The sequence below is a fragment of the Nocardia sp. NPDC050710 genome (assembly GCF_040654375.1).
In the GTDB taxonomy this organism is placed as follows: domain Bacteria; phylum Actinomycetota; class Actinomycetes; order Mycobacteriales; family Mycobacteriaceae; genus Nocardia.
This window is the reverse complement of sequence record NZ_JBFAHV010000001.1, coordinates 1092711-1105245: the sequence shown is the minus strand read 5'-3', so window position 1 is coordinate 1105245 and position 12535 is coordinate 1092711. Positions and strand designations below refer to the sequence as shown.

General features: G+C 67.0%; 13 protein-coding genes. 10 read left to right on the top strand and 3 right to left on the bottom strand.

Going from position 1 to position 12535, the window contains the following annotated elements; translation table 11 throughout:
- The 4 genes from AB0H61_RS05190 to AB0H61_RS05175 all read left to right on the top strand — a co-directional run bounded on the left by AB0H61_RS05190 (position 1) and on the right by AB0H61_RS05175 (position 4402).
- Positions 1 to 1902 carry an alkyl sulfatase dimerization domain-containing protein gene (locus AB0H61_RS05190; RefSeq protein WP_357299393.1) on the top strand — a complete coding sequence of 634 codons (1902 nt, stop codon included), beginning with the start codon at positions 1 to 3 and terminating at the stop codon, positions 1900 to 1902.
- Between the two features lie 178 nt (positions 1903 to 2080).
- On the top strand, positions 2081 to 2788 hold the full coding sequence (locus AB0H61_RS05185) for a GAF and ANTAR domain-containing protein (protein ID WP_357299391.1): 708 nt from the start codon (positions 2081 to 2083) through the stop codon (positions 2786 to 2788).
- A 131-nt stretch (positions 2789 to 2919) separates the two neighbouring features.
- Positions 2920 to 3618, top strand: coding sequence for a GAF and ANTAR domain-containing protein (locus AB0H61_RS05180; RefSeq protein ID WP_357299388.1), 699 nt, complete (start codon positions 2920 to 2922; stop codon positions 3616 to 3618).
- A 169-nt stretch (positions 3619 to 3787) separates the two neighbouring features.
- Positions 3788 to 4402, top strand: a complete 615-nt coding sequence (locus AB0H61_RS05175; protein WP_357299386.1) for a sigma-70 family RNA polymerase sigma factor — start codon at positions 3788 to 3790, stop codon at positions 4400 to 4402.
- A 15-nt stretch (positions 4403 to 4417) separates the two neighbouring features.
- On the opposite strand, the gene AB0H61_RS05170 is transcribed toward AB0H61_RS05175, so the two are convergent.
- Positions 4418 to 4936, bottom strand: coding sequence for a DUF1990 domain-containing protein (locus tag AB0H61_RS05170; protein WP_357299383.1), 519 nt, complete (start codon positions 4934 to 4936; stop codon positions 4418 to 4420).
- A gap of 200 nt (positions 4937 to 5136) precedes the next feature.
- Here AB0H61_RS05170 and AB0H61_RS05165 point away from each other — a divergent pair, with 200 nt between their 5' ends.
- Complete coding sequence (locus tag AB0H61_RS05165; protein WP_357299381.1) at positions 5137 to 6543, top strand: serine/threonine-protein kinase; 1407 nt, start codon at positions 5137 to 5139, stop codon at positions 6541 to 6543.
- Positions 6544 to 6562: 19 nt separating this feature from the next.
- Here AB0H61_RS05165 and AB0H61_RS05160 read toward each other — a convergent pair whose 3' ends face one another.
- Positions 6563 to 7039, bottom strand: a complete 477-nt coding sequence (locus AB0H61_RS05160; protein WP_357299379.1) for a M23 family metallopeptidase — start codon at positions 7037 to 7039, stop codon at positions 6563 to 6565.
- Between the two features lie 201 nt (positions 7040 to 7240).
- Positions 7241 to 7510 (bottom strand): hypothetical protein, encoded by a 270-nt coding sequence (locus AB0H61_RS05155; RefSeq protein WP_357299377.1) that lies wholly within the window; start codon positions 7508 to 7510, stop codon positions 7241 to 7243.
- Between the two features lie 386 nt (positions 7511 to 7896).
- Here AB0H61_RS05155 and rpsB point away from each other — a divergent pair, with 386 nt between their 5' ends.
- The 5 genes from rpsB to AB0H61_RS05130 all read left to right on the top strand — a co-directional run bounded on the left by rpsB (position 7897) and on the right by AB0H61_RS05130 (position 12527).
- Complete coding sequence (gene rpsB / locus AB0H61_RS05150) at positions 7897 to 8715, top strand: 30S ribosomal protein S2 (RefSeq protein ID WP_357299374.1); 819 nt, start codon at positions 7897 to 7899, stop codon at positions 8713 to 8715.
- Between the two features lie 132 nt (positions 8716 to 8847).
- The gene (gene tsf, locus AB0H61_RS05145; RefSeq protein WP_357299371.1) at positions 8848 to 9672 is read left to right on the top strand and encodes a translation elongation factor Ts; all 825 of its coding nucleotides are present in this window, start codon (positions 8848 to 8850) and stop codon (positions 9670 to 9672) included.
- Positions 9673 to 10035: 363 nt separating this feature from the next.
- The gene (gene pyrH, locus AB0H61_RS05140; RefSeq protein ID WP_357299368.1) at positions 10036 to 10764 is read left to right on the top strand and encodes a UMP kinase; all 729 of its coding nucleotides are present in this window, start codon (positions 10036 to 10038) and stop codon (positions 10762 to 10764) included.
- Positions 10765 to 10814: 50 nt separating this feature from the next.
- The gene (gene frr, locus AB0H61_RS05135; RefSeq protein WP_357299366.1) at positions 10815 to 11372 is read left to right on the top strand and encodes a ribosome recycling factor; all 558 of its coding nucleotides are present in this window, start codon (positions 10815 to 10817) and stop codon (positions 11370 to 11372) included.
- A gap of 48 nt (positions 11373 to 11420) precedes the next feature.
- Entirely contained in the window at positions 11421 to 12527 is a 1107-nt protein-coding gene (locus tag AB0H61_RS05130) for a phosphatidate cytidylyltransferase (RefSeq protein ID WP_357299363.1), read from the top strand.
- The last annotated feature ends 8 nt before the right edge of the window (positions 12528 to 12535 follow it).

The window sequence follows — 12535 nt, the reverse complement described above, 5'->3', positions numbered from 1 at the left end:
ATGAGCACAGCGACCGAGCCGAGTGACTTCATCGCCGCAGGACAGCAGCGCGCGGCGGCCACCCTGCCCTTCGCGGATACCGCGGACCTCGCCGACGCCGACCGCGGGTTCCTCGCCGCGCCGACGTCCGGTGTCATCACCACCTCGGATGGAACTGTGGTGTGGGACAACGACTCCTACGATTTCCTTGGTCAGCCGTGCCCGACATCGGCGCATCCCGGCTTGTGGCGCCAGTCCGGCCTCGTGGTCAAGCAGGGACTGTACGAGGTCACCGAGGGCATCTATCAGATCCGCGGGTTCGACTTGTCGAATATGACCCTCGTCGAGGGTGATTCGGGTGTGATCGTCATCGATCCGCTGATCTGCATGGAGACCGCGGCAGCTGGGCTCGCGCTCTACCGGGAGCGCCGCGGCGACCGCCCGGTGACCGGGCTCATCTACACCCATTCGCATATCGACCATTTCGGCGGCGCACTGGGTGTCACCACCGCGGAGGAGGTTGCCGCGGGCCGGTGCCCGGTGCTGGCGCCCGCCGGATTCCTGGAACACACGGTGGCCGAGAACGTCTACGCGGGTACCGCGATGGCACGGCGCGCGGCATATATGTATGGTGCGGTGCTGCCGCGCGGTCCGCTCGGTCAGGTGGGTGCGGGCCTGGGCCAGACCACCTCGTCCGGCACGGTGACCCTCATCCCGCCCACGGTCGATATCACCGCTACCGGGCAGCAGGAGACGATCGACGGCGTCCGGATCGTCTTCCAGATCACTCCCGGCACCGAAGCGCCCGCGGAGATGAATTTCTATTTCCCGGATCACCGCGCACTGTGTATGGCCGAAAACGCGACCCACACTCAGCACAACCTGCTGACCCTGCGTGGCGCCCTGGTGCGAGATCCGCATATCTGGGCGAAGTATCTGACCGAATCGATCAATCTCTTCGCCCGCGACTCCGACGTGGTTTTCGCCTCGCACCATTGGCCTACCTGGGGCACCGAGCGGCTCGTGGAATTCCTTTCGCTGCAACGTGATCTGTACGGCTATCTGCACGATCAGACGCTGCGGCTACTCAACCAGGGCTACGTCGGCGCCGAGATCGCCGAGCAGCTGCAACTTCCGCCCGCCATCGAAAATGCCTGGCACACAAGCGGTTACTACGGTTCGGTCAGCCACAATGTCAAAGCGATCTATCAGCGCTATATGGGCTGGTTCGATGGCAACCCGGCGCACCTGTGGGAGCATCCGCCGGTCGAATCCGCCCGGCGTCATGTGGAATTCATGGGTGGTGCAGAGGAGGTGTTGCGCAAGGCGAGGGCCTCCTACGACGCGGGCGACTACCGGTGGGTCGCACAGGTGCTGAACTACGTCATCTTCGCCGATCCCACCAACGATGCCGCAAAAGAATTGCAGGCCAGTACCTTCGAGCAACTCGGCTACGGAGCCGAGAACGGCACCTGGCGCAATTTCTATCTCAGTGGTGCCTACGAGCTGCGCTACGGGTCCTTCGGCACCCCGACCGCGACGAATGCGCCGACCATGCTGGCCTCCCTCACCGTCGAGCAGATCTTCGACGCGATGGCGCTGCGGGTGGACGGCCCCAAGGCATGGGATAAACGCGTGGTGACCGAATGGCATATCAGCGACGAGAAGCGTGTGCACCGGCTGGAGTTGCGCAACGGTCTGCTGACGCATTACGACCGGCCCGACGGTGTGGCGCTGCCCGAACCCGACGCCACCTTCACGCTGACCCACGGCACCCTGATCAAGGTGCTAGTGATCGGGGAGGACTTCGGGGTAGCCGTCGCGGCGGGCGATATCGCCATCGAAGGCGACCCCGCCAAACTCGCCGACCTCGTCCAGGTCTTCGACCAGCCCGATCCGGATTTCGCCATCGTCACGCCGTAACGGATGGACGCCCCGCGCCGCACGGCCGCAGCGGAGTACGACGGACTCGGCCGCACCGATCGCGGCGATATGCTGCGCGCCGAGGCGGATGCGCTGGCGGCGCAGCGGTAGGCGACGCCACGCGGGGATTTCGCTATCCTGACGCTGCCGGTCATCACAGGCGGTTCGTAGGATGGACGTGGCACAGTTCGAACTCTTGGCCGAGCGCTTTCGCTCGGCGTTACGTCTCGATGGGGGCGACATCTCCGCCGCGTGCCGCGCCTGCGTCCGGGTGCTGCCGGTGCAGCGGGTCGCGATTCTGGTCGACGAACCGTATCTCGGCGCGCAACCCTGGTCGACAAGCGATGCGGTCACCGCCCGGATCGAGGCCGTCCAGACGACCGTGGGGGAGGGCCCGGCCTTCGATGCGGTCGTCACGGGCGTCCCCGTCGCGGTCGCCGATCTCGCGACCGACTGCGAAAGGTGGCCCGGATTCGCGGCGGCACTGCGAGAATCCGGGGTGGTCTCCGCGGCAGCGTCGTCCCCCGGTGCGATGGTAGCGGTGCCGCTGCGGCTGGGTCTGGACCGATTGGGTGCGCTGGATCTGTATCGCAGCGCACCGGCGCCGTGGGGGCCGGCGGCCGTCTCGGCCGGGCGGCATATCGCGGATATCCTCGCCGCGCATCTGCTTTCGATCGCCGCCGATCCGTCCGCATCGCCGCCGCCGCTGACCAGTGCCGTCATCCATCAGGCGGCGGGTATGATGATCTCGCGCGGCCACCCGAACCCGGCCGACGCCTATCGCAGGCTGCGCGTCGAGGCGCTGCGGCGTGGGCTGTCGCTCACCGAGGTCGCCCAACGGATCGTGGACCGCCGGATTCGTCTCGAGCGCGGCGACATTCGCTGATTCGCACAATCACAATGGTCCGAGACTGTTCCGTATCCGGACCCGGGGTCCATACCATGGTGAGTTGGGCAGGTGCGGCGCAGGATCTCCGTGGCGGACGCCGATCGTTCGCCGGTACAGGGGTGGTTCGGATGTCTGACAGCGAGCTGCTGGTAACAGCTGTGTCGAAGCTCGCCCAGCTATTAGCCGACTCCGAAACCGCGGCCGTGCTGTACCAGGTGATCGACAGTGCCACAGATATTTTGGATCTCGCGGGCGGAACCGTGCTGTTGATATCGGACGGCCGTACCGGCGTGATCACCGCGACCCCCGAGGAACTGGCCGAGATCCCGCGTCGCCAGCAGGATGTCGCCAGCGGGCCGGGGATGGACGCCATCCGGCGCGGTGAACCGGTGGTGGTCACCGATCTCCGCAGTCAGCATCGGGTGTGGCCCGAGTACGCCAGTGCCGCACTGCGGCACGGTGTTTCGTCGGTGGCCGAGATTCCGATGCGATCCGGTGCGAAAACCGTCGGCGCGCTGGGTCTGTACGCCACCGCGCCGCGGGCCTGGACGGGTTCGGATCTGGCGGTGGGCGCGTTGCTGGCGGGCATGGCCGCCGGACATCTTGTCGCCATGGAGCGACTGCGCGAACAGCAGGTGCTCGCCGCGCAATTGCAGCACGCCCTGGACTCGCGCGTGCTCATCGAGCAGGCGAAAGGTGTGATCGCCAACGCTCGCAACATATCTCCCGACTCCGCGTACAAGCTGATCCGGGCCCATGCGCGGCGCAATCGGATCAGTGTGCACGCGGTCGCGACGGGGATCGTCGAGCTCCGTTTGCGAATTTGAGTGATCTAGATATTCCGGCAAATCCGCTCCCGGGCCGGGCCCACTCGGTAGTCTGGCGAATGGCGGATTTCGAAACCCATGCCCCCGGAGCGGAATCCGAGCGCCGACAGCAACATCCCTGTTCTCGATGGTCGGCAACCACACCACCTTTCGCAGCCATGGGGGCATCATGGTTTCGCTTGTCTCTCCCTCTCGTACGCGCCGGAACCGGTGGGTCTGCCGACCGATCCCGGAGGCGGTCACCGATGCCGAGCTGGTGCACCGAATAGGCACCGGTGATCGCGAGGCCTACGCGCAGTTCTATCGCCGGACCCACGGCATGGTCTTTCGTCGGGTGCTCTCGATCGTCCGTGATCACGGTTATGCGGAGGAGACGTGCCACGAGGTCTACCTACAGGTCTGGCGCAGCGCCGCGAATTTCGACGAACGTCGCGGCTCGGTGCTGACCTGGCTGTCGATGCTGGCGCACCGCCAGTCGGTGGACCGGGTCCGGCATGAACGGGCAGCCGCCGACCACGATCACGCCTGGGCGGTGGGCGATTGCGGTCCCTCGGTCGACGTGGTCGCCGAGGAGGTGCTGCGCAGGCACGAATACCGCAGCGTGCGCAGCGGTCTGGTGGCACTGACCCCGCTACAGCGGGAATCGGTGATCCTCGCCTACTACCACGGGCTCACCTACCCGCAGGTCGCCGAACAACTGGGGATCGGACTGGCCACCGTGAAATCACGGATCCGGGCGGGCCTGGCGCAACTGGAGTCGGCGCTGGCCGGGGATCTGGTCTAGGCGTGGGCGAAGGGGTCAGGCCGAGCGGGGCAGCGTGCCGATGTACCGGCCCGCGATGAAGTGCTGGATGAGCCGGACCACCGGACCGCCCAGCCGGGTGTACCAGGATCCGGGGCGCGAGAACGCGGTGACCAGTCCGTACACGCTGTCGTCGGCGGGGTCGTACTCCACCGCGAACAGTTCCTCGCCGATCTCCGGATGCCCGGACAGGGTGCCGTAGGCGAATCCGCGCCGATCGGTGTCGTCGAGGACGTACACCACGCGGCAGGGCGCGGTGATCGCCAGCGGTCCGAGACCGAGACGTACGGTCAGATGCGTGCCCACCTCGGCCGTCGGCGTGCTCGCGTTCCGAAAGATCCCGGTGCCCTTCTGCATTCGATACGCGAGGATCTCCGCTCCGGCACGGTCGAATAATGCGCGCCCGTGCCCGATTCGCCGCCGCAGCCGGAACCGGTGATATCCCTCCGGCAGTTCGCCATTCGTGGCGCCGACCTCGGTATAGGTGAGGGCCGCGTCGTCCGGTTCGTTCCGCATGCCCCGATCCTTGCCGCGTTCGGCCCGGGAGGGAAGTACCCGTGCGGTCGGGTTCGATACATCGGAACGGGCCGCGCCCGGATGCGGTCGCGGGACAGCGGCGGCGCGGTCGCTCGCCTCGATCGAGACACGCGCGGTCGGCCGTGTGGAATTCACGGGGGGCGACTGCGGGTCGCGGCCGCATGTGATAGGCGTACGGGGTGGACGGGACTCCCTTCGGTCGGTATCGGCTCGTCGAGTTGCTCGGCGCGGGTGGAATGGGCCAGGTCTATCGGGCCTACGACACCGTCACGGACCGAACCGTCGCGCTCAAGGTGCTGCCGCCGGAGTTGGCGCACGATCGAATGTTTCGCGAACGGTTCCGCCGGGAGGCGCAAGCGGCGGCCCGGCTGAGCGAGCCACATGTCATTCCGATCCACGATTTCGGCGAGATCGATGGGCGGCTCTTCCTGGACATGCGGCTGGTCGAGGGCACCGACCTGGGCGCGGTGCTGGCGACCAGCGGGGCGCTGACGCCGAATCGGGCGATCACCTATCTCGAACAGGTCGCCGCGGCTCTGGACGCGGCGCACCGATCCGGGCTGGTGCACCGCGATGTGAAGCCGTCGAACATACTGATCACCCGGGACGGTTTCGCGTACCTCATCGACTTCGGGATTGCGCGCGGCGCCGGCGACACCAGCTTGACCACCACCGGCGCGACCATCGGCACCTTCGCCTATATGGCGCCCGAACGGCTCGCGCGCGGGGACATCGATGCTCGATCCGATGTCTACTCACTCGCCTGCGTTCTGCACGAATGCCTCACCGGCAGTCAGCCGTTCCCCGGCGACAGCGTCGAGCGGCAGATCGCGGCGCACCTGACAGAGCCGCCGCCGCGGCCGTCCACCTCGAATGTGGACGTCGCCTTCGACGCGGTGATCGCGCGCGGCATGGCGAAGGATCCGGCGGATCGTTATCCCTCGGCCGGTGCGCTCCTCGACGATGCCCGCGCGGCACTGACAGGAGCCGCATCGACGTCGAGATCGGCTGTCACCCAGCTCAATTCGGTGCATGCGTCGCGCGGCCGCCGCACCCCGCTGGTCTGGGCGGCGGTCGCGGTGATCGGCCTGCTTGTTCTCGGCGCCGTGGTGTTCGGCCAGCGCTGGGGCCGGGAGTCGGCATCGTCCACCACGAGCGCTGGTCCCGGCGTCACCGAAGCATCGCCCGCTGCCGTGCCGTCGCCGATCACCACATCGCGCGCCCCGGCAGCGGCCACGACGACCGTCTCGATCAGCACACTCACGGCTGTACCGGTGGCCGACCGAATCGCCGACTATGTGCGCACGCACTACGCGCAGCTGCCCGGCGACACCGCGGCCGCGTGGGCCCGTCTGACCTCCCGGTACCAGAACGAGATCGGCGGCTTCGGTGGCTACCAATCATTCTGGGGCACAGTAAGTTCCACCGCGGTCGAGATCGTCGCGCCGAATCCCGCCGATCTGACGGTTACCTACCGGCTGACGCTGCGCTACCGGGACGGCGGTGCCGGTGTCGAAACCCGTCGCATCCACCTCGTCGCCGTCGGCGCCACCTATCTCATCGATCGCGCGGAACTGCTGTCCTGACGGTCCGCTGGCCCGGCGGTCACGGCGCACCGATCGGTTTCAACCGCAGCGGGACCACATGCAACAGTCCGAGCGGGTCCAGATACTCGCCGCGGCCGCGTACCCCGGCCTCCCGCCGCAGGCCCCAGTGCAGGCAGGCCGCCGACGCGCACCCTTGGTGCCCGGCCTCCAGAGTCCCGATCCGCATACCCCGCCCGACGCGCAGCCCCACTGACACCTCGGCCCGCACAGGCTCGTACGTGGTGCGCAGGCCACCGGGATGGTCGATCGACACCACCGGTTTGCCCGCGACCTCCCCGGCGAACACCACGATCCCGGCCCCGGCCGCCAGCACGTCCTGGCCGGGCGCACCGCCCAGATCCACCCCGCGATGCCCCGGCAACCAATCCCGCGCGGGTTTGTCGAAGCGCCGTTCGATCGTCGGACGAGGCCGCAGCGGCCAACCGAACTCCCCGGAGGGACCGGCCATCGCGGGCACCTCCGACGACAGGGTCATCAGCACACCGAGGAATATCGGCGCCCACCACCGGTTCCGGATCGATCCATGGAACCGCCGGGCAATACGCGGACCGGCGCGGCCTTTCCGCGCCGGTCCGGTGCGATCAGGGTGCACCGGACCGAACCGTGGCAACAGACCCGGACAACGGTGGGTCGGAGTCGACCGCGACAGCCGACCCGTCGGACGGCAGCCGTGCGCTCACGGCGCGCCCCATACCAGCGGGGCGGCGCCCGGCGCGGTCATCGGAACGACAGGGGCTGGACGGAGGGGCAGCGGCGCAACCCGGACCACGCCCGGTGCGAGCTTGCGCCAACCACTCGGCAGACATACCGACCCCGTGCACGCCCCTGCCACGGCGTCCGACTCGGGTGTCCCCGGTGGCGCGGCGCTCGCCGGATATGCCAGCACCAGGGACAATGCGAACAGCAGGGGGATGCTCATGGTCATCGACAGCGATATGCGATTCATGCTTGAACTCTCGGCCCGCCGAGGCGCGCTCGGTACCCCCGATTCGCCCGATGTGGACAACTTTCCCAACTGTGGAGATTTCCTGTTTCGCCTGGCCATGGCCCCGTAGCGCTGGCGATTTAGATACCGGGGCCCATACGCCGTAGACTATTCGAGCGGTCTATGCCTGGCGTGGACCGACTTCGCGCGCCACCCGTGCTTGTTCGTCACGGCGCTGTCCGAACCGAATCTCAATATCCGAGATCGATCGCGGCGGCGCGGGTACGAAGCAGGGAGTCGTCGGCTGGTCCTGATCCATGTGATCGGGTCCGACGATTCGGAGGCGCCAGGGCAGTGGGTCGCCGATCCGCTGCGTCAACCGGCAACGAAAGAGAGATACGGGAGCTATGGCTGTCGTAACCATGAAGCAGCTGCTCGACAGCGGCGCGCACTTCGGACACCAGACCCGGCGCTGGAACCCGAAGATGAAGCGGTTCATCTTCACCGACCGCAACGGCATCTACATCATCGACCTGCAGCAGACGCTGACCTACATCGACAAGGCCTACGAGTTCGTCAAGGAGACCGTTGCCCACGGCGGCACCGTGCTCTTCGTCGGCACCAAGAAGCAGGCCCAGGAGTCGATCGCGGCCGAGGCGACTCGCGTCGGGATGCCCTACGTCAACCAGCGCTGGCTGGGTGGCATGCTCACCAACTTCTCCACCGTGCACAAGCGTCTGCAGCGCCTCAAGGAGCTCGAGGCGATGGAGCAGACCGGTGGTTTCGAGGGTCGCACCAAGAAAGAAATCCTCATGCTCACGCGTGAGATGAACAAGCTGGAGCGCACCCTCGGTGGTATCCGGGATATGGCCAAGGTGCCCTCGGCCATCTGGGTCGTCGACACCAACAAGGAGCACATCGCGGTCGGCGAGGCGCGCAAGCTGAACATCCCGGTCATCGCGATCCTGGACACCAACTGCGACCCCGACCTGGTCGACTACCCGATCCCGGGTAACGACGACGCGATCCGTTCCGCCGCGCTGCTGACCAAGGTCGTCGCCTCCGCGGTGGCCGAGGGCGTGCAGGCACGGGCCGGCGTTTCCACCGGCGACGAAAAGCCGGAAGCCGGCGCGGGCGAGCCCCTCGCGGAGTGGGAGCAGGAGCTGCTCGCGCAGGCCACTCCCGCCGCCGAGGCTGCCCCGGCCGAGACCTCGGCCGAGGCCTGAGACTCGTTAACTCGCTGTTCCAGCGGTGATCACGGGGCTGTGCCATCGTGATCACCGCTGCCCAGTACTCAGGAGCGCTCGGGCGCGGAAATCGCGCCCGCCGCATACTTTCTCGAAGGAGGCTCGCCACCCATGGCGAACTACACCGCTGCCGATGTGAAGCGGCTCCGGGAGCTGACCGGCTCCGGGATGATGGACTGCAAGAATGCGCTGGCCGAGACCGAAGGTGATTTCGACAAGGCCGTCGAGGTGCTGCGCATCAAGGGCGCCAAGGACGTGGGCAAGCGCGCCGAGCGCACCACGGCCGAGGGCTTGGTCGCCGCCAAGGACGGCGTCATGATCGAGATCAACTCGGAGACCGACTTCGTCGCGAAGAACGCCGAGTTCCAGGCCCTGGCCGACCAGATCGTCACCGCCGCGGCTGCCGCCAAGACGGCCGATCTGGACACGCTGAAGGCGCTGGCCCTGGACGGCCAGACCGTCGATGGCGCACTGCAGGCTCTCGCCGCCAAGATCGGTGAGAAGCTCGAGCTGCGTCGCGTCGTCGCGCTGGACGCGCCGGTCGCCACCTACCTGCACAAGCGTGCCTCGGACCTGCCGCCCGCCGTCGGCGTGCTGGTCGAGTACAAGGGTGACGGCGAAGCCGCCGCCGAGGCCGCTCGTGCCGCCGCCATGCAGGTGGCCGCGCTCAAGGCCAAGTACGTGACCCGCGACGAGGTTCCGGCCGACATCGTGGAGAACGAGCGCCGCATCGCCGAGCAGACCGCTCGCGAGGAGGGCAAGCCCGAGGCCGCGCTGCCGAAGATCACCGAGGGTCGTGTCAACGGCTTCTTCAAGGACGTCGTGCTGCTGGAGCAGTCGTCGGTCACCGACTCGAAGAAGACCGTCAAGGCCCTGTTGGACGAGGCCGGTGTCACCGTGACCCGCTTCGCCCGCTTCGAGGTCGGCCAGGCCTGATACGCCTGTCGAAAGGCCCTTCACACACCGGAACCCGTTGTGTGAGGGGCCTTTTGCTTGCGGCTGCGTTACCTACCCGGTGGGACCACAATCGGGATCACGGGCGGGCAGTCCGCGCTACCGCTCGGCGCCCGTCTCAGCGAAAGCACCGGCGGCATCGGCGTTCATCCGAGCGTGGCATGCCGAGGGCGGCGCTGTCGGACGCACCGGCGACGGGCCGGTTATGGGGGCCTTCTGTGTCCGCCGAATCGCTATGAGGCAGGATAGGTTCGCCTTGTGTTGCGGGATCGCAGAACATATCCGCTGTGCCCTGATGCCTCGCCTTGCTGAAAAGACCACCATTGCCGAAGGAGAATCGCACCCATGACGGACCCCGGGACCGAACGCCCAGGATATCGCCGGGTGCTCCTCAAATTGGGTGGGGAGATGTTCGGCGGCGGTGAGGTCGGGCTCGATCCGGACGTCGTGCAGACGGTCGCCGAACAGATCGCCGAGGTGGTCGAGGACGGTATCCAAGTGGCCGTGGTCATCGGCGGCGGCAACTTCTTCCGCGGCGCCGAGTTGGAGGAGCGCGGCATGGACCGCGCCCGCTCGGACTATATGGGCATGCTCGGCACTGTGATGAATAGTCTTGCGCTGCAAGACTTTCTGCAGAAGCAAGGTATCGAGACCCGGGTGCAGACCGCCATCACCATGGGCCAGGTCGCGGAGCCGTACCTGCCGCTGCGCGCCAAGCGTCACCTGGAGAAGGGCCGTGTGGTCATCTTCGGCGCGGGTATGGGCATGCCGTACTTCTCCACCGACACCACTGCCGCCCAGCGCGCGCTGGAGATCGAAGCGGATGTGGTGTTGATGGCCAAGGCGGTGGACGGCGTCTTCACCGCCGACCCGCGGCTCGACGAGAGCGCCACCATGTACACCGAGATCACCCACAAAGAGGTGATCGAGCGCGGACTGAAGGTCGCCGACGCCACGGCCTTCAGCCTGTGCATGGACAACCAGATGCCCATGCTGGTGTTCAATCTGTTGACGAAGGGCAATATCGCCCGGGCGGTCGCCGGTGAGAAGATCGGCACATTGGTTCGGTCCTGAGCCCGCGACCCGCGGATCATGACGATGACGACGCTGTGGAGGAAACGGTCGTGATTGATGAAGCGCTCTTCGATGCCGAGGAGAAGATGGAGAAAGCCGTCTCGGTAGCGAAGGACGATCTCGGGACCATCCGGACCGGCCGGGCCAACCCCGGCATGTTCTCCCGGGTCGTCGTCGACTACTACGGGTCGCCGACTCCGATCACCCAGATGTCCAGCATCACGGTGCCCGAACCGCGCATGGTGGTGATCAAGCCCTACGAGCAGAGTCAGCTGAACGCGATCGAGACCGCGATCCGCAACTCGGACCTCGGGGTGAATCCGACCAACAACGGCGACATCATCCGGATCTCGGTTCCTCAGCTCACCGAGGAGCGCCGCCGCGAACTGGCCAAGCAGGCCAAGGGCAAGGGTGAGGACGCCAAGGTGGCGATCCGCAATGTCCGCCGCAAGGCTATGGACGAACTCTCGCGGATCCAGAAAGATGGCGAGGCGGGTGAGGATGAGGTCGGGCGTGCCGAAAAGGAGCTCGACAAGACCACCGCGAAGTACGTCGGCCAGATCGACGAATTGGTCAAGCACAAAGAAGCCGAACTGCTCGAGGTCTGAGGCCAGATCCTGGGGCCCGCCCGGGCGGGGGACGAACGGAACGACGAGTTGAGCGACGGGACAATCGTGGCCGAGAACGCCGCCGCGACCGGTGCGGCAGAGGAGCCGATGCCGGGTAACGGCACATCTGAAGCGCCGAACAGGCATTCTGGCGACGCCGCGAGTACCGGGCACAAGATAGACAGGTACCCGGGTCGGAGCACCGACCCGGTCCCGCCCGCCACCGCCGAACCGGAATCCGCCGCTCCCGCGTCGCCCGGCCCCACGGAGCCCGCATTCGCCGTTCCGGCGCAACCCGCGCACCCCGCCGAACCCGAGCCCGCTCCCGCGGCGTCGGGATCGCGGGCGGGTCGCAATCTGCCCGCCGCGCTCGCCGTAGGTTTGGGTCTCGGCCTGTCGCTCATCGCGATCCTGCTCTTCGTGCCGAAGGTATTCATCGCGGTGGCCGGCGCCGGTGTCGGCGTCGCCACCTGGGAGGTCGCCAAGCGCCTGCGTGAGGCCGATGTGCTGGTGCCGCGGATCCCGCTCATCGTGGGCGGCCAGGCGGTGTTCTGGCTCGGCTGGCCCTACGGCGCCAGCGGTGTCGCGGGTGCCTTCGCCGCCACCGCGCTGATCTGCATGGTGTGGCGGCTGTTCGACCACGGTCTACAGACCGCACCGCGGAACTTCCTGCGCGACACCGCCATCACCATCTTCACGCTGGCCTGGATCCCGCTGCTCGCCTCCTTCGCGACGCTGCTGCTGTTGGAGCCGGACGGCAATCTGCGGGTGCTGACGTTCATGATCCTGGTGGTCTGCTCCGACGTCGGCGGTTATGTGGCCGGTGTGCTCTTCGGCAAGCATCCGATGGTGCCCTCGATCAGCCCGAAGAAGTCCTGGGAGGGTTTCTGCGGCTCGCTCGTCTTCAGCATCATCGGCGGTCTGCTCACGGTGACCCTGCTATTGCAGGCGAATTCGATGATCGGCGTGGTGCTCGGCATCGGGCTGGTACTGGTCGCCACTGTCGGCGACCTGATCGAATCCCAGATCAAGCGCGAGCTCGGCATCAAGGATATGGGCACCCTGCTGCCCGGCCACGGCGGCATCATGGACCGCCTGGATTCCATGCTGCCTTCCGCGTTCGTCTCCTGGCTGGTGCTGTCCACCCTGATCTGATGCTCCGG

What these genes read in the sequence shown, in the direction of transcription:
- AB0H61_RS05190 (WP_357299393.1), top strand. Translation starts at nt 1, where the DNA reads ATGAGCACAGCGACCGAGCCGAGTGACTTCATCGCCGCAGGACAGCAG.
- AB0H61_RS05180 (WP_357299388.1), top strand. Translation starts at nt 2,920, where the DNA reads ATGTCTGACAGCGAGCTGCTGGTAACAGCTGTGTCGAAGCTCGCCCAG.
- AB0H61_RS05175 (WP_357299386.1), top strand. Translation starts at nt 3,788, where the DNA reads ATGGTTTCGCTTGTCTCTCCCTCTCGTACGCGCCGGAACCGGTGGGTC.
- AB0H61_RS05170 (WP_357299383.1), bottom strand. Translation starts at nt 4,936, where the DNA reads ATGCGGAACGAACCGGACGACGCGGCCCTCACCTATACCGAGGTCGGC.
- AB0H61_RS05160 (WP_357299379.1), bottom strand. Translation starts at nt 7,039, where the DNA reads ATGACCCTGTCGTCGGAGGTGCCCGCGATGGCCGGTCCCTCCGGGGAG.
- AB0H61_RS05155 (WP_357299377.1), bottom strand. Translation starts at nt 7,510, where the DNA reads ATGAATCGCATATCGCTGTCGATGACCATGAGCATCCCCCTGCTGTTC.
- rpsB (WP_357299374.1), top strand. Translation starts at nt 7,897, where the DNA reads ATGGCTGTCGTAACCATGAAGCAGCTGCTCGACAGCGGCGCGCACTTC.
- tsf (WP_357299371.1), top strand. Translation starts at nt 8,848, where the DNA reads ATGGCGAACTACACCGCTGCCGATGTGAAGCGGCTCCGGGAGCTGACC.
- pyrH (WP_357299368.1), top strand. Translation starts at nt 10,036, where the DNA reads ATGACGGACCCCGGGACCGAACGCCCAGGATATCGCCGGGTGCTCCTC.